18 protein-coding genes and 1 pseudogene are annotated in these 16302 nt (G+C 31.5%); 3 read left to right on the forward strand and 16 right to left on the reverse strand.

The genetic code is table 11. The features are described 5' to 3' along the window. Window positions 1-290: 290 nt before the first annotated feature. Genes CD135_RS00525 through CD135_RS00535 form a run of 3 tightly spaced genes read right to left on the reverse strand, consistent with a single transcriptional unit; the run spans window position 291 to window position 2475 of the window. Window positions 291-1256 (reverse strand): 2-hydroxyacid dehydrogenase, encoded by a 966-nt coding sequence (locus CD135_RS00525; RefSeq protein ID WP_016999770.1) that lies wholly within the window; start codon window positions 1254-1256, stop codon window positions 291-293. Between the two features lie 21 nt (window positions 1257-1277). Beyond that, window positions 1278-2045, reverse strand: a complete 768-nt coding sequence (locus CD135_RS00530) for a TIGR01457 family HAD-type hydrolase (protein WP_064211452.1) — start codon at window positions 2043-2045, stop codon at window positions 1278-1280. Then, complete coding sequence (locus CD135_RS00535; protein ID WP_070044943.1) at window positions 2032-2475, reverse strand: DUF86 domain-containing protein; 444 nt, start codon at window positions 2473-2475, stop codon at window positions 2032-2034. Before CD135_RS00535 ends, CD135_RS00530 begins: the two co-directional genes overlap by 14 nt. Before the next feature lie 107 nt (window positions 2476-2582). Here CD135_RS00535 and CD135_RS00540 point away from each other — a divergent pair, with 107 nt between their 5' ends. Continuing rightward, window positions 2583-2852, forward strand: coding sequence for a DUF3055 domain-containing protein (locus CD135_RS00540; protein ID WP_016999766.1), 270 nt, complete (start codon window positions 2583-2585; stop codon window positions 2850-2852). Window positions 2853-3505: 653 nt separating this feature from the next. On the opposite strand, the pseudogene CD135_RS00545 reads toward CD135_RS00540, so the two are convergent. From CD135_RS00545 to CD135_RS00580, 8 genes and pseudogenes are all read right to left on the reverse strand, one after another. Next, window positions 3506-3871: pseudogene (locus CD135_RS00545) on the reverse strand (YutD family protein); the annotation flags it as partial. Window positions 3872-3883: 12 nt separating this feature from the next. Further along, the gene (lipA, locus tag CD135_RS00550) at window positions 3884-4801 is read right to left on the reverse strand and encodes a lipoyl synthase (RefSeq protein WP_016999764.1); all 918 of its coding nucleotides are present in this window, start codon (window positions 4799-4801) and stop codon (window positions 3884-3886) included. A gap of 81 nt (window positions 4802-4882) precedes the next feature. Then, window positions 4883-6208, reverse strand: coding sequence for a bifunctional metallophosphatase/5'-nucleotidase (locus CD135_RS00555; protein WP_064211453.1), 1326 nt, complete (start codon window positions 6206-6208; stop codon window positions 4883-4885). A gap of 12 nt (window positions 6209-6220) precedes the next feature. Further along, window positions 6221-7042 carry a sulfite exporter TauE/SafE family protein gene (locus tag CD135_RS00560; protein WP_016999762.1) on the reverse strand — a complete coding sequence of 274 codons (822 nt, stop codon included), beginning with the start codon at window positions 7040-7042 and terminating at the stop codon, window positions 6221-6223. Between the two features lie 10 nt (window positions 7043-7052). After that, window positions 7053-7901: a DUF72 domain-containing protein gene (locus tag CD135_RS00565; RefSeq protein WP_016999761.1), complete on the reverse strand. Its 849-nt coding sequence runs from the start codon at window positions 7899-7901 to the stop codon at window positions 7053-7055. A gap of 162 nt (window positions 7902-8063) precedes the next feature. Continuing rightward, window positions 8064-8432: a YxeA family protein gene (locus tag CD135_RS00570; protein WP_016999760.1), complete on the reverse strand. Its 369-nt coding sequence runs from the start codon at window positions 8430-8432 to the stop codon at window positions 8064-8066. Between the two features lie 275 nt (window positions 8433-8707). Continuing rightward, window positions 8708-9961 (reverse strand): N-acetylmuramoyl-L-alanine amidase, encoded by a 1254-nt coding sequence (locus CD135_RS00575; RefSeq protein WP_103268582.1) that lies wholly within the window; start codon window positions 9959-9961, stop codon window positions 8708-8710. 19 nt (window positions 9962-9980) lie between these two features. Beyond that, on the reverse strand, window positions 9981-10301 hold the full coding sequence (locus tag CD135_RS00580) for a phage holin (RefSeq protein WP_016999758.1): 321 nt from the start codon (window positions 10299-10301) through the stop codon (window positions 9981-9983). Between the two features lie 142 nt (window positions 10302-10443). Here CD135_RS00580 and CD135_RS00585 point away from each other — a divergent pair, with 142 nt between their 5' ends. Together CD135_RS00585 and CD135_RS00590 are read left to right on the forward strand one after the other, a co-directional pair. After that, window positions 10444-10773 (forward strand): helix-turn-helix transcriptional regulator, encoded by a 330-nt coding sequence (locus CD135_RS00585; RefSeq protein WP_026023660.1) that lies wholly within the window; start codon window positions 10444-10446, stop codon window positions 10771-10773. Window positions 10774-10810: 37 nt separating this feature from the next. Beyond that, on the forward strand, window positions 10811-11275 hold the full coding sequence (locus tag CD135_RS00590; protein ID WP_016999757.1) for an ImmA/IrrE family metallo-endopeptidase: 465 nt from the start codon (window positions 10811-10813) through the stop codon (window positions 11273-11275). Between the two features lie 78 nt (window positions 11276-11353). Here the strand turns inward: CD135_RS00590 and dgoD are convergent, their stop codons facing one another. The 5 genes from dgoD to CD135_RS00615 are packed head-to-tail and all read right to left on the reverse strand — an operon-like array spanning window position 11354 to window position 16160. Beyond that, window positions 11354-12502: a galactonate dehydratase gene (dgoD, locus tag CD135_RS00595; protein WP_070044942.1), complete on the reverse strand. Its 1149-nt coding sequence runs from the start codon at window positions 12500-12502 to the stop codon at window positions 11354-11356. Between the two features lies 1 nt (window position 12503). After that, entirely contained in the window at window positions 12504-13148 is a 645-nt protein-coding gene (locus CD135_RS00600; protein WP_016999755.1) for a bifunctional 4-hydroxy-2-oxoglutarate aldolase/2-dehydro-3-deoxy-phosphogluconate aldolase, read from the reverse strand. Window positions 13149-13160: 12 nt separating this feature from the next. Further along, a complete protein-coding gene (locus CD135_RS00605) occupies window positions 13161-14114 on the reverse strand; it encodes a sugar kinase (RefSeq protein WP_016999754.1) in 954 nt (317 codons plus the stop codon). Window positions 14115-14135: 21 nt separating this feature from the next. Continuing rightward, window positions 14136-14921 carry an SDR family NAD(P)-dependent oxidoreductase gene (locus tag CD135_RS00610; RefSeq protein WP_016999753.1) on the reverse strand — a complete coding sequence of 262 codons (786 nt, stop codon included), beginning with the start codon at window positions 14919-14921 and terminating at the stop codon, window positions 14136-14138. 18 nt (window positions 14922-14939) lie between these two features. Then, window positions 14940-16160 carry an ROK family transcriptional regulator gene (locus CD135_RS00615; RefSeq protein WP_070044941.1) on the reverse strand — a complete coding sequence of 407 codons (1221 nt, stop codon included), beginning with the start codon at window positions 16158-16160 and terminating at the stop codon, window positions 14940-14942. Between the last annotated feature and the right edge of the window lie 142 nt (window positions 16161-16302).

Genomic DNA, 16302 nt, shown 5'->3' on the forward strand with positions numbered 1-16302 from the left:
AAAATTCTCAGAGTTAATAAATTCTCTAATTTTTTCCATTGATAATCTCCTTTTGTTTTTATTCTATTTTTATATTATATGTATAATTAAGATTTTTATCAATCAAAATATGTAAAAAACTTGAATTAAAAGGAAGTTTATTGAATATGATTACATTGTTTTTAAAGGTTTAAATAGCTTTAAAGCGCTAAATATAAAGGAACTTATATTATTAAAATTTTCCAATTGTTATAACATAAAAGCAGAGGATATTCTTATTGATTTAAGAATATCCTCTGCTTTTATTTAAACTATTTATTAACCGGTGTAATTGGTGAATCTCCATTTATAATTTTTTCTGCGTTATCAACGCAAAGTTGAACCATATTATTTCTCGTTTCAATTGAACTACTACCTATGTGTGGGACAACAATAATTTCATCCATATTTAAAAATGGGTGGTCATTTGCTATTGGCTCGTTTTCAACGACGTCTAATGCTGCTCCACGAATTTCATTTTGTTTAATAGCTTCAATTAAATCCGATTCGATGACATGTCCACCTCTACCAATATTTACAAAGATAGCTGATGATTTCATCTTACTGAAAGTTTCTTTATTGAATTTACCTTTTGTTTCCTCTGTTAAAGGTGCTGTACATACAACGAAGTCGCTTTCTGTCAATAAATCATCCATTGATTTATATGTTACACCTAATTCTTGTTCGGCTTTTTCTTTTCTGGAACGATTATGATAAAGAACATTACAGTTAAAACCTTTTAACCTTCTAGCAAATGCTTCACCTATTGATCCCATTCCATATACCCCAACTGTAGAACCATGAATATCCTGACCAGCTAACAAGTAAGGTCCCCAACTTTGCCATTTTCCATCTTTTACGTATTCTACCGCTTCAACAATTCTTCTGGCAGCTGTTAACATTAGTGTGAATCCTAATTCAGCCGTTGTTTCAGTTAACACATCAGGTGTGTTCGTAACAATTACACCTTTACTTTTAGCTAGTTCAAGGTCGATGTTATCATAGCCAACTGCTAAATTTACAACACCTTTAACATTCGTAGCAGAATCGAAAAATGATTGATCGATTTTTTCACTAAGAGTGGTAATGACAACTGTAGCCTCTTTAGAACGTTTTAAAAATTCTTCTCGGGGCATTGGTTCTAACTCGCTATCCCAAACATCTACTTCAGCAAATTGCTTCATTTGATCTATGAACTCTTGAGGTAATAATCTTGCAACTAATATTTTATCTCTCATTCTTCTCATCTCCTAAACAATTTATTCAATAATTTCTAGTAAGTTTTTAATACTATAAGTAGGCAACACTTCTTTTCTCTGAATTTCTTCAAATGTTGTAACACCCGTATGAACATGTAATGTATCTATACCACTATTAATACCAGCTAAAATATCAGTATCATAAAGATCACCTATCATGATACATTCTTCTTTAGCATGACCAATTTTTTCTAATGCTTGTTCCATAATAATAGTTTCTGGTTTTCCTATAAATATAGGTGTTTGGCCAGTTGATACACTCACTACGCTCGTTAAAGAACCGTTACCTGGAAGAAAACCTCTTTCTTTCGGAATAGAAACATCTTTATTTGTTGAAATAAATTTAGCACCATTACGAACTGCAAGACAAGCTACAGTTAACTTCTCGTATGTAATTTCTTCATCTAATCCCATTACAACATAATCAACATGCTCATCATCTTTAACAATTAATCCGGCATCATTTAGTGACTTTCTAAGTCCAGTGCCACCTACCATGTATACAGTTGCACCAGGAGATTCTTCACTAATATATCCAGCTGTCGCCATAGCTGTAGTAATCACATGCTCACTAGAAGTATGAAAACCTATTTCATTTAATTTTTCCGCTACTTCTTCTGGTGTCTTTGAAGAATTATTCGTAACAAATAAGTAGTCTTTATCTTCTTTATTCAAATAATCTATAAATTCAATGGCACCTTCAATAACTTGTGAACCTTTATACATCGTGCCATCTAAATCTATTAAATAACCTTTATAATCTTTCATTCTTATCTCCTTCTCCAAATGCAGTTACGGCTACATTTTCATTCTCTAAAAAGTGTTTCGTATCAACAATAGACTGCTTATAAAAAGGCACTGCTTTTTCAAAACCTTTTCTTAATTCAGCGTGGTTAATTGATTCATAATTACGTGTTAATTCTTTTCTAAAATCAATTGAGTTTCTGATTTCTTCTGCAGTTGTAGGTTGGAATACTTTTTCTAATTCCATAATATCAATGACATCTTTGTAATTACCCGGATCTCTTAAAATAAATGCATCGATAATTAAATTACCTATATCTACCACAGATTCAATCATCATGTGAGCGATTCTTTCTAAAGCATATTTTGAATTTTTTTCTGTTTCAAAATCTTGTGTAAGTTGTTCTAAATATTCTAATTTAAGATTAAGTGTTTTAATATCTACAAAATACATGTAGATCCCTCCTATTCATCTATTATGATATCATAATTTTGAATTGTAAGGCATTGCTCTGTATACTAATAAGATAAACGAAGCTTTAAAATAAAGGAGCCATAACAATGATAGAAATGTTTTTATATGACGACCAAAGCGAAGCAAAAATTCAGTTCGTAGGTTTTGTAGGCGAACATAGCCGATATGATTTAACTTTAATTTATACAGATCGTCATTTCGGTAAGACAATCGTATTAAACACACAAAATAATACTTTTGGCATAATTGGTAAAGACGATTTAGAAGAAGAAGGTTATATCAGTCATGTTCTAGGTTTATCAGAAGAAGAAGGCGAAGAAGTAACAGAATATTTACATGAAGTAATTGATATATAATTAAAAAGTTTTTGATAAAGATTAAAATAATAAACAAAATTAGCTTTATCTATTAAAAAACCATAAAAATAAGAGGGTGGGACATAAAGATGTCTCACCCTTTCAACTCTTATTGGATTTTCTATCACATTAATCCAATTACACGCCCTCTTATTGGATTTTCTATCACATTAATCCAATTACACACCTTCTTATTGGATTTTCCATCACGTTAATCCAACTACACGCCTCTTATTGGATTTTCTATCACATTAATCCAACTAAACATACTTTTATTGGATTTTCTATCACGTTAATCCAACTAAACATACTTTTATTGGATTTTCTATGACATTAATCCAATTACACACCTTCTTATTGGATTTTCCATCACGTTAATCCAACTACACGCCTCTTATTAGATTTTCTATCACATTAATCCAACTACAATAAAAAAAATATTACTGTCCTTATATATAACGAAACAAGCTGGGACATAAATAAATGTCTCAGCTTGTTATTTTTTATAAATAATCTTTCAAAGTATTTTTGCTAATAATTGTTTCTTCAACAATTTCTATTTGCTCTTCGTTCTCTACTTCTACTTTGATTTCTTCTATTTCAGTTTCTTCTGTTTCTATTTGGTGTGCTTTGTTTTCGGATTTACTATTTTGTTGTATTGTTGGTTCAATTTTCACATTATCCAATTTACTTTCTTCATCAACAAATTCAGCATCTTCTGCTGTTAACTTTGTAATTTCTCCTTTAGACAATCGTCTTAAGACAAAATATTTACAGCCAAAGTTACAGTATTCAAGTAAATAATCTTGTATAGATGAAAATCGTTTATTGGCATCACTTTTCTTATTAGAATCATAATAAAAGCCTTTTAAGCGTAATTGCTCGTATCCATAATCACCGACTATAAAATCATATTTATCTAAGATTTCAGAATAACGCGCTGCAAATCTTTCTTCATCGAATGATTTTTGGTCATCTTTTATTACTTCAAAATAGTCTTGTCCTATTTTAGTTAACATTAAATCACCTTATTAGTTATTAAGTGCTTGTTCACCTAGTATATGCTTTCTTTTAGCTGCTTCATTAACTTGCTCATCAGCATGATAAGAACTACGCACCATTGGGCCTGCTTGACAATGTTTAAATCCTTTTTCCATTGCTACTTTTCTAAGTTTACCAAATTCTAAAGGTGTATAATATTTTTGAACTTTTAAATGTTTACGAGATGGTTGTAAATATTGTCCAATCGTCATAATATCTACATCATTTGCACGTAAATCATCCATAGTTTCATATATTTCTTCGACAGTTTCACCTAAACCAACCATTAAGCTTGATTTAGTAGGAATATCTGGATACATTTCTTTAGAACGTCTTAAAAATTCTAACGTACGATCATATTTAGCACGCGCTCTAACTCTTGGAGTTAAACGTCTTACTGTTTCAATATTATGGTTTAAAATATCTGGTTGAGCAGCCATTAGCGTTTCAAGTGCTTCATAGCTACCTCCCATATCTGATGGTAAAATTTCAATAGTAGTATAAGGATTTAATTCTCTTACTTTACGAACTGTTTCTGCATAAACATTTGAACCTGCATCTTTTAAGTCATCTCTAGCAACTGCTGTAATAACAACATGCTTTAAATTCATCAATTGAACAGATTCTGCTACACGTTGTGGTTCTTCTAAATCAAGTTCATTCGGTAGACCAGTTTTAACAGCACAAAAACGACAAGCTCTTGTACACACTGCTCCTAAAATCATAAATGTAGCGGTACGTCTTTCACCCCAACATTCATGAATGTTTGGACATTTTGCTTCTTCACAAACAGTATGAAGATTCTTTTCTCGCATCATTTTTTTCAAGCCAGTGTAGTTTTTGTTAGTGTTTAACTTAATCTTTAGCCAATCCGGTTTACGTAATATTTCTTCATTTTTAGTAGCCATATACGTGAACACCCTTCTATTAGTATTTTCATCTTCGTACATTATACCGAAAATAGTTACAAATGAAAATCCCATTTACATTTACTTTTCAATTTGTAATAATTTTTGTTCAAAAATATTTCTTAAGAACTCTGGCATAATATAATTTATTTCCATATCTTTCAGTATAGGGAAATATCTTCCGAATGTATACATATCGATTGTGCCCAATTTATAATATTGATTATCTTGAACTTCTTCGCCTTTTACAAAACATTGTCCTGTCGACTCAATGTAGCCGATATTTTTAAATACATATCCTCCAAATATATCTCCTCTAAATCCAAACCCAATTGCCACTTCATCAATATAAGATTGTTCCATCGCTTTATATATGATTTGTTTGAGTTCAGTCCCTTTGAGATCAATCGTAGCTGTATTAATAGGATGAGGTAACATTTGATGAATATCAAATTCTGTTAATTCATTACCAGACTTCTCTTTCACTATAAGGCCTGCATTTATAATCGCACAGTCTGCTTCAGTAAATTCTAACACACTTTCACAAAGCAAATCTGTTGTATAACTTGCACTATTTAACCTTCTTGGCAAAGAAAAACTTCTATTTAAAACTGGTCTGTTGAGCAAGGTTCTGCCCTTTTCTTCATAATCATTATTAACGTGTTCTAATTCATCACTATTTAATATATGCGCTTCTTTTTTTATAATTTTTTTATTTTTTATTTCTAAATCTACTTGACCTACATAATGTCCGTACTTTCCAGCGGCAGCCATCAACACGCCATTCTTCATTTCACCATTTTCAAAATAGTGATGTGTATGCGCTCCAAAAATAATATCAATTTCAGGACATTCTTCACATAATTGCTCATCAAAGAATATGCCAACATGACTAAGAACCAATAATACATCATAATCCCCTTCAACTTGAGCTATTTCATTTTTTAAAGCAAGTAATGGCGTCGTGACTTTCCAGCCTAGAGTTTCATAAAAATGATTAAAAGGAGCAGTCAAACCTATCATGCAGATTTTTAATCCGTTCACTTCTTTAATAATATGTGAAGTGATGTTACGTGGTAATTCACCTTCAAAATCAAATAAATTACAGCATGTTATATCAAATTTTGCATCATCGTATAATCGATTTAATGCATCATGAGAAATAGTCATACCCTCATTATTACCGATAGTCGCAACATCAACCCCGCTATCGTTTAATATTTTTACGTTTTCTGTACCTTGTGAAGCTTCAGTTAATGGATGAAATAAATCTATATGATCACCAATATCAATGTATATCGTGTCATGATTAATGTTTTTTCTTTGTGTTTTAATGTACTTAGATATTTTAGCGTATGTATCTAAATGGCTATGAATATCGTTCGTATGGAATATCGTGAGTTTCACAAGTTCAACTCCTTAAAGAATACTTTTTACAATCAAATATATACCTAAAATTAACATCGTAAATCTCAAAATTAAAACAACTGTATCTGATTTAATTTTACTATTAATTCTCACGCCTATTTTGGCCCCAAAATAACTAGAAATAATCAATACAATCGCGTGGACCCATAATACGTTTCCTTGAACAACGTGACTGACTGAACTAGAAAAACTTGAGAAGAATATCATCATCATACTTGTTCCTACAGCTACATGTGGTGGGAACTTAAAAATAATAATCATAAGTGGCGTCATTAAAGCACCACCACCTATTCCAAATAAACCCGTTGTTATACCTACAATAAATGAAGAAATAATTGCTACAACTGGTGGAATACCATATCGATGTTCTTCTCCATAGCGATCTGTAAATGATTTCATATATTTCTCTTGTTGAAAATATTTAATAGGTTTAACGCTATTTCTAATCATTAAAATGATAGAAATAATAATAAGAAATATACCGAAATATAAATTAAATGAATCTAACGTTAAATATCTACTTATATATGCACCAATTAGCGCACCAGGAATAATACCTATTAAAAATATTAAACCATTTTTAACATCTACTTGCTTTGTTTTTAAATAACCTAATGTAGCTGTTAATCCTGTAGTAATCAGAATTACTGAAGAAGTACCAATTGCTCTTTGAGGTGTCATTCCAGATAAAAGTTGATGGTCTATACCAAAATAAACAAGTGAAGGTACTATAATAATACCCCCACCGATGCCTACTAGCGCACCGATAATTGCTGATAAAGCACCGATTAATATTAATACAATATATGCCACATCGTCACCTCTAAAATAGTTTTAGTTGTTTAGGAGCTAAACCTTCATATTTAATATCTAATAAATCTTGGTAAGTTTTAGCATTTTGTGCAGCATGACCACCTGAATTATTATTAAATACTACGTATACGTCTTTCGCTTTATGATTCAAAATTTTGACTTTATCACTTAATTCTTTCAATTCCGCTTCATTATAATTATATAAATAACGAACATCTCGCCATTCTTGATCAGTCATATCTTTTTTAGTCCAACCGTTAACATTACGCCCATGATAACGCACAAAAGCAATATCATGAGTAACTCGGTTCACCATAGGTATTGAACCTTCTCCACTTTGAGGCTCATCACATACACTATGGATAAAATTCATATCTGTTAAAAATTCCAAAGTGTATTCTTTTACATCATTTTGAAACCAAGTTCTGTTTCTAAATTCTATACATACATCAAATTCTTTTAATTGTTCACGAACATACCTTAAATAATTAATATTTTGTGTTTGTAAATCAAACCAAGGCGGAAACTGAACAAGAATCATCGCTAATTTACCCGAAGCTTTCAAAGGCCTCATAGAATCTTTAAATAAATTAAATAATTCTTTCTTGTCTTCAGCAAATTCTTTCGCATCAGCATGACCTGTCAAAGCTTGGTGAATTTTAACAACAAATCTAAAATTCTTTGGCGTTTCACGAATCCACTTCTCAATATTTCTTTGCGGTTGAATTGCATAATAAGTCGCATCCAACTCCACAATAGGAAAATGAGAAGCATAAGCTTTTAATTTATCTTTTTTATTAGAAAGATCTGTGTATAAACTATCATGATCTCCCCAACCCGTTAGCCCAATTTTTATCATATTTTATCACCATATTCATCATACCATATAGCGTATTTATAGTTCAGTCTGTATGATTAAAACGATATAAAAAAAGACTAAGACATTTTTCTTATGTCTTAGTCTTATAAAATATTAGTTTCAATTACAAATTATAATTTTTTTATGTAATCATCAATATTATTAATATTGATTTATCTTCTTATCATATTCATTTTCAGAAATGTATTCTATATGATAAACCCATTTCCCTTTATGTCTAATTTTTACATATTTTTGAGAAGGATCATATCCGGTAAAAGTTAATAAATAACTATTTCCACGTCCCTTTTCATCATAAGACTGAATATCTTCATATCTTTGCGCGTCTACTAAAGCCTGACCTCTTAATTCCTCAATATTTTCATGATTAGGTACTTTTGCATAGCTCAACTGTTCTTTGACGAATGGGTTTAATCTATCCAATTTATCATTCGTATACATAGCGAAATACACAGCAATACATGAAAATAATAAAACTAGAAGAACAACAACAAATTTTCTTTTTACCACTGACTTCACCTCGTCTCAAATTCTTTAAGCATTATCTCATATTCTTTTTAATTTATATTAAAAAGAATATAATAAATTCATAATATTCTGTCAATAAGGTTTTATACATTTATTTCCATAGAAAACCCCCGCCATCTTCTTGTTGATGGTGGGGGTTTGTGTTATATTTTACTTAGTCAAGATACCTTGCATAAACTTATTAAATGATGGCCGTCATTGGGTAATGTTTATGTTTAAGGTATTTTTTTCTTTTTTATTCTCCATATTTATACCTCCTATTTCAATTTTAATACTTGTCCGATTTGTATCACATCTGATGTTAATCCGTTTAATTTCTTTAATGTTGCTACTGTAACACCTGTTTTTTGACTAATTCCCCACAGTGTATCTCCGGCAACAACTGTATACGTTGATGGTTTACTTCCAATCGCTGCTCCATGAATGGCTTCTGCTAATGATTTTGTATATGGGTTTAGGTTGTTCTTAATAGCATTCATATCTTTAGTCGAAGTAATGAACCCTAATTCTACAAGTCTATAGTTGATATATTCTGCTTTTGCAACGTTACAATTTAATAGGTCACTTCTCTCTGTAATACCTCGAATTGTACCAACATGCTTTTTAACGGCTGCTTGTAATGCTTTGTCGATATTATCTGGCGCTAATCCACTCGGTATAATAACATGCCCTCCTGTTGCGGATGCCGACGCTGAATCTAAATGAAACTCTACTACGATTTCATATCCTTGCGATTTAACCCAATACAGCCCATAATCTGTCTTGTTACCTACTTGTTGTCCGTATGCTGTATCTTGATACATATCTTGGTCTTTACCATACACTGCAACATTATTACCTGCTTGTTTTAAGTAGTTTGCTACTCTATCTACAATATTAGCTCTAATAAAATCTCTTTCATTTGTTCCATTTCCTACTGCTCCTGGATCGTTATAACCGTGACCTGCAACTATCATAATTTTTTTACTCATTTTAACTTCTCCTTTATTTTTAGATTGATCTAATTTTTGATTTAATTTTGTAATGTCATAATTTTCTATCGGTATACCACTACACACTCTTGATACTTCACTTGTAATGTCTGTTCCTTTTTCTCTTAATTGAATATGCAAATGTGCACTCATAGGGTTATCGTCATAGTTTGTATCGCCTTGTAAGCCTATGATATTTCCTTGTATCACTTTATCTCCTTTGGAAAATTTCAAAGAATCTCTTTGCATATGACCGTAAATCCAGTCGTTTCCATTGCTATCTCGTATTTCCATCGTCCCACCAAAATTACCGAATGGTTCGCTTAAAATAACTGTTCCACTTGCAACTGCAGGTATTTCGTCAGTTTTATTATTAAAAAAATCAAATGCTCTGTGATACCCACTGCAAAATGCATCATAGTTTATACCATCTTCTACATAATTTCTATAACCATAATTCTTTGGATAATCTTCAAATGTTCTTGGATCTGATGATATTTCCCATCCTTTCTTAGTTAAATATGATATCGCTGTTAACATATAATCATCCTTTACATTTTTATTTTTTTCCTGATTCTTTCAAAAACTTTTCTTGCGCTCTAGATTGATTAGTTATAATGAATGTATTTTTCCAAATACCGTATAAAACAAACAATATTGGAACACCTGTATTAAATACATTCATCCATGCATTTAACTTATCTGGGCTTAACCATTCTATATAAATGCCTGAAGCGTTTAAGGCTAAATATAGTGCGCCTAAAAATCCACCAATCATTGCAATGAATTGTTTAACTTTATCTAAATCAACTCCTAACCCCCTTTCATCTTCTGAATAATTCAAATCTACTTTGTTTGTTTTGAAGTTCATTTTAACCATGTCTATCACCTCCTTGGTTACACTATAGTATAACTTTCGGTTGACGTCAATAACTTTTGGTTATATTTTTTTATTTTTTATTTGAATTAATATAACTATTGGTTATAATAAAGTTATAAAACATTTAAGGAGCGGGAAGCTTATGGTGTCTGAAAATAAACTCTCGGAACAAATTAGTTTATTAAGAACAAAGAATGGATGGACGCAACAGAAGTTAGCAGACGAACTCAATGTTTCAAAACAATCCATTTCTTATTGGGAAACAGGAAGAAAAGCACCAAAGATGAAGAAAATAGAAGAAATGGCTAAATTGTTTAATGTAAGTGTCAGTTATATATTAGACGGGGAAACAAAACAATCTTATAACTCCACTGCAGAAACAATAGCTGCACATTTAGATGGAGAATTATCAGAAGAAGAGTTAAAAAAAGTATTAGAATATGTAGACTTTTTGAAGCATCAAAACAAATAATCTATATTTAATAATCGATTACTATGGTGGGGATATTTTGAATAGATATGAAAAAACACTGATCAATAATGAACACATCGTCATAAAAGAAACCAATCATCTTCCAAAGGATATGAAAGGTTTATATGTAGATGGATTAATTTTGTTGAAAGACAATTTATCAGACAAAGAAAAATTAGAAGTTCTAGGTGAAGAGTTAGCCCATCACGATATTACATATGGAGATATATTAGATACTAACGAATTATGGAAATGGAAGTTTGAACATAAAGCAAGACGACTTGGCTTTGAAAAGATTATTCCTTTACAGAATATTGTTCAAGCCTACCAATCTGGCGTGCATAATAAATATGAATTAAGTAATTATTTAGACGTATCAGAAGGATATATTGACGAAGTATTAGAACATTACCAACAAAAATATGGGTTAAGCACGTGGTATGAAAACTACTTAATTAAATTTAATCCCTTACAAGTATTTGAATATAAAGAAATCAATTAAAAATAATAGCCCTAACTCGTTGAATTTAATAAACGAATTAGGGCTTTTTAATATATTCATTTTTTGAAAGTTAAAAACTTACCACTCAGCAATACTTCCGTCTTTATGTCTCCAAACTGGATTATGCCAATCATGACCTTTTTCAGCCATTTTTCTAACAAGGTCTTCATCGATTTCTACACCTAAACCTGGACCTTTTGGAATTTTGACATAGCCATTATCAAATTCAAACACTTCTTTATTTTTGATGTAATCTAAAATATCGCTACCTTTATTATAATGAATACCTAAACTTTGTTCTTGAATAAATGAATTATGACAAGTAGCGTCCACTTGTAGACATGAAGCTAGTGCTATAGGACCTAGTGGACAATGCGGTGCTGCTCCAACATCATAAGCTTCAGCCATAGATATAATTTTTTTACATTCTGTTATACCTCCAGCGTGAGATAAGTCAGGTTGAATGACATCAACATAGCCACTTTCTAAAATTGGTTTAAAGTCCCATCTTGAGTATAGTCTCTCGCCTAAAGCTATAGGAATACTTGTTGTCTGACTCATTTCTCTTATCGCTTCTATATTCTCACTCAATACAGGTTCTTCTATAAACATCGGATTAAATTGTTCTAATTCTTTTGCTAACACTTTTGCCATTGGTCTATGTACTCTACCATGAAAATCAATACCAATGCCTAGATTATTGCCAACCGCTTCTCTAATCCCAGCTACTCTTTCAACAACACTTTCAATTTTATCGAAACTATCTATATATTGTAATTCTTCTGTCGCATTCATTTTAATAGCTGAAAATCCATTCTCATACGCTTTTTTAGCAGCGTTAGAAGTATCTATCGGTCTATCTCCACCTATCCAAGAATAAACTTTCATGGAGTATCTACAAGCGCCTCCCATTAATTCATGAACTGGTGCATTATAGTATTTACCTTTTATATCCCATAAAGCTTGATCAATACCAGAGATGGCACTCATTAATATCGGGCCGCCTCTATAAAAGCTACTTCTATACATCATATTCCAATGATCTTCGATATTTAAAGGGTTCTCTCCCATTAATTGTTGCATAAACTCATGTACAGCTGCTTTTACTGTTGCTGCTTTACCTTCTATTACTGGTTCGCCCCAACCAACGATTCCTTCATCCGTTGTAATTTTTAAAAATAACCAACGTGGTGGCACTTGAAATAATTCATAATCAATAATTTTCATTTTATGCACGTCCTTTTTTCAAATGTACAATATCACTAAATTGTTTTGCTGTTTCTTCTAAATTTTTATAATATTCTTCATTTGCTTCTAATTTAGTATTCACTAAAGAACTACCTAATCCAACGCCAACAGCGCCAGCTTTCATAAATTGCTCAATATTATTTAAATCAATACCACCCGTCGGTAACAATGGAATTTGTGGTAAAGGCCCTTGTAAATCTTTAATATATTCTGGCCCCATAGATGTTGTAGGAAATACTTTAATAATATCTCCACCATACTCATATGCATCTAAAATCTCAGTAGGAGATAATGCACCTGGTATGCTCACTGCCCCATATTTTTTAGTCATTTGTATTGTTTCTTTATTCAGTGTTGGCGATAAAATAAACGTAGCTCCACTCAATATCGCTAGTCTTGCTGATTCTGCATCTAATACTGTGCCTGCACCAACAACGACTTTATCCTTCATCTCAGTAGCAACTAGTTCGATAGATTCTAAAGCTTTAGGAGAATTCATTGTGATTTCAATTGCTCGAATACCTGATTTATATAAACTTTTAACAATTGGTAAAATATCATCAGGCTTTGCGTTTCTTATGATTGCTATAATTTTAGTTTCTTTTATTGTATTTAAAGTGTCCATTTTGACAGCTCCTTATCTAATAACATCATCTGTTTTATCTTGATTTTTGAATTGCTCAAGTTCATTCTTACTTGGCAATCCTTCTACATCACCTTTGACCGTAGTAACGAGAGCACCTGCATTACATGCTTGCTCCACAGCATCATGTAATGATAATCCGTTAATAAATCCTGCTATATATCCAGCTGCAAAACCATCTCCAGCACCTACAGGGTCAACTACTTCTATTTCTTTAGATGCTTTCGCATAACCAGATTCATTTCGGGTTTGATAGTATGCACCTTTTTCTCCTAACTTTACAATAACTGTTGAAGGTCCTAAATCAACAATATGTTGAGCGATTTTATCTTCAGATTTCTCATTAAATAAAAATTCTCCTTCACTTATACCAGGTAAAACAATATCACTTAAAGAAATAATATTAAGTAAAGTTTCTCTTGCTTCTTCTTCGCTCCATAACTTTAATCTTAAATTTGGATCAAAAATAACTTTTAAACCTAGTTCTTTAGCGACATTAATTAAATAAAGAACAGCTTCTTTACAGTTTTCACTTAATGCTGGTGTAATACCTGTTATATATAAATATTTAAATTGTGATATATAACTTTTATCAATATTATCTTTTGACATTATGCTAGCAGCTGAATCATTTCTATAATAATGTACATGTGTTTGGTCATATCGTGCCTTTTCTTTAAGGAAAATGCCTGTGCGTGCTTCATCAGTCAATTTTACTGAATCTACATTAATACCCTCACCTCTCACGAATGAAAGTATTCTATGTCCTAATTCATCGTTACCAAGTTGACTAATCCATCCAGTTCTTACACCAAGTTTTTCTAATCCAATAAGCGTATTCGTTTCCGCTCCAGCTATATGAGTAGAAAAGTCACGAGCATAGCGCATTGGTCCAACTTCATTTGGAGAAAAAGCAATCATCGTTTCACCTATCGATAATACATCCATTATTCTAATCCTCCTTAAATATTAATAACCATCTGCGTTATATAAGCGAGCTGATAAACCACCATCGATAACTAAGTGCTCACCTGTCATCATTTCAGAATCATCTGAAGCCAAGTATTGAGCTAATTTGCCAATATCTTCTGGTTCGTTAATTCTTGAAGTAGCATGTAAATCTAAGACACCTTGTCTAACTTCCTCTTCATTATCCATTGAATCAAACCAATTTTTTAAGTGGGCAGTATTTGTAAATCCAGGGCAAATAGCATTTACTCGAATATTATATTTACCTAAGCTCAACGCCATTCCTCTTGTCATACCATTTACACCACCTTTAGCAGCGGCATACATGTCTGTATCAGGTAATGTAGCGATTGAATGGTTAGAAGAAATATTAATAATAGAACCACCGTTTTGTTTTTTCATTTCTGGAATTACGTGTTTTGAGCATAAGAATGTACCTCTTAAGTCGATATTAATAATTGAATCCCAATCTTCTACAGTTGCTTCTTCAATAGATTTAAATACCGTAATACCTGCATTGTTAACAAGCGTATTAATTTTTCCATAATGCTTCACTGTTTCTTCTACCATATTTATTATACTTTCTTCTTTAGAGACATCAGTTTCTACAAAATATGCATCTCCACCATCTTGAATAATTTCTTCAACCGTTTCTTTACCAAAATCTGCATCAATAGTAGCTACTACTATTTTTGCTCCTTTATGACCCAATTGCTTAGCAATACCTTTTCCTATACCTTTTCCTGATCCTGTTACTATTACGACTTGTTCGTTTAAATTAGCCATTATAAATCCTCCCTATTTTTATTTATTTGGTTTTGGCAAAGTAAATATGTCTTCAACAATTAAAGAAGCTGCACCTATCGTATACAAATTCTCACCTAGTGCTGATGTAATGATAGGTGTTTTTTTAGCTTCTTCACCCATTACCTTAAATTGAATAACTTCTTTAATAATCGGTAGCAAAATGTCACTGATTTTAGTTAAGCTACCTCCTAACACAATAAACTTAGGTCCGAACAAATTGATTAAAATTGTAAAACCTAATCCTAAATTTCTTCCAACTTCTTTTGCTATATCGATGCAAAGTTCATCACCTTTGTTTACTGCGTTATAAAAGTCATCTATATTCAAGTCATCAATGTTTATATTCTGCATTGAAAATACATTACTTTCACCTAATTTCAATTTACGTTTTAACATTTTCAAAATAGCTGTTTCAGATGTAAACGTCTCTAAGCAACCATAATTCCCACATGAACATAATGGACCATCTGGATCGATTGTTACGTGCCCAATTTGACCCGTTACATGATGTGTACCTTTAAATATGGAGCCATTGTTGATAATACTTGCGCCCACTCCATAATCTACCAGGACTGAGATGAAATTCGTTTCATCTTTTCCTTGGCCAAACCACATCTCCGCCAGTGCAGCGCTATTACAGTCATTATCAATTATTACTTTGAGTTGTGTTATGCTTTCTAGAATCTTTTTAATCTCAATATTTTCCCAACCTAAATTAGGTGCAAAAATATTCTTACCTTCTTTAGTATCTACAAGACCATGCATTCCAACACCTATACCTAATACTTCAATTTGTTTTGCTTTATACTTATTTGCAATTAATTTAATTTGCTCACCTAAATATTCAATGGTTGAATTTGGATCCTTTTGCTTGTTCATTTCTATTTGAATTTGATCTAATATTTCAGCCTTCAAATTACTTACGATAATTTTTGTTGAGTAAGCACCAATTTCTAAACCGACTATAACTTTCTTCTCTTTATTAATATCTAACGGTATAGGCTGTCTACCTCTTACTTTTATTTCAGAAGGTTTTTCTTGAATCCATTGTTCTTCAATCAAAATAGAAACTATTTCAGATACAGACGGTCTAGATAAGTCAATCTGTTTAGCTATTTCCACTCTAGAAATAGGTCCATATTTTTGAATTGTTCTTAAAACGAGTTGTTTATTATAATCTTTCATCAAATTCACATTAATTCTTGATGAATCTTTCATAGCCGTCCTCCATTACCTTCAGTAATCTACAATAACTATTAATATGTTAAATAAAATATTTTTCACTTGATTTTCTATCTGCAAAGGCTTACATTTAATATTAAATCAGATTTAATAATTAAAAACAAGTATTTAGTTATTT

It is taken from the genome of Mammaliicoccus lentus (genome assembly GCF_002902755.1).
In the GTDB taxonomy this organism is placed as follows: domain Bacteria; phylum Bacillota; class Bacilli; order Staphylococcales; family Staphylococcaceae; genus Mammaliicoccus; species Mammaliicoccus lentus.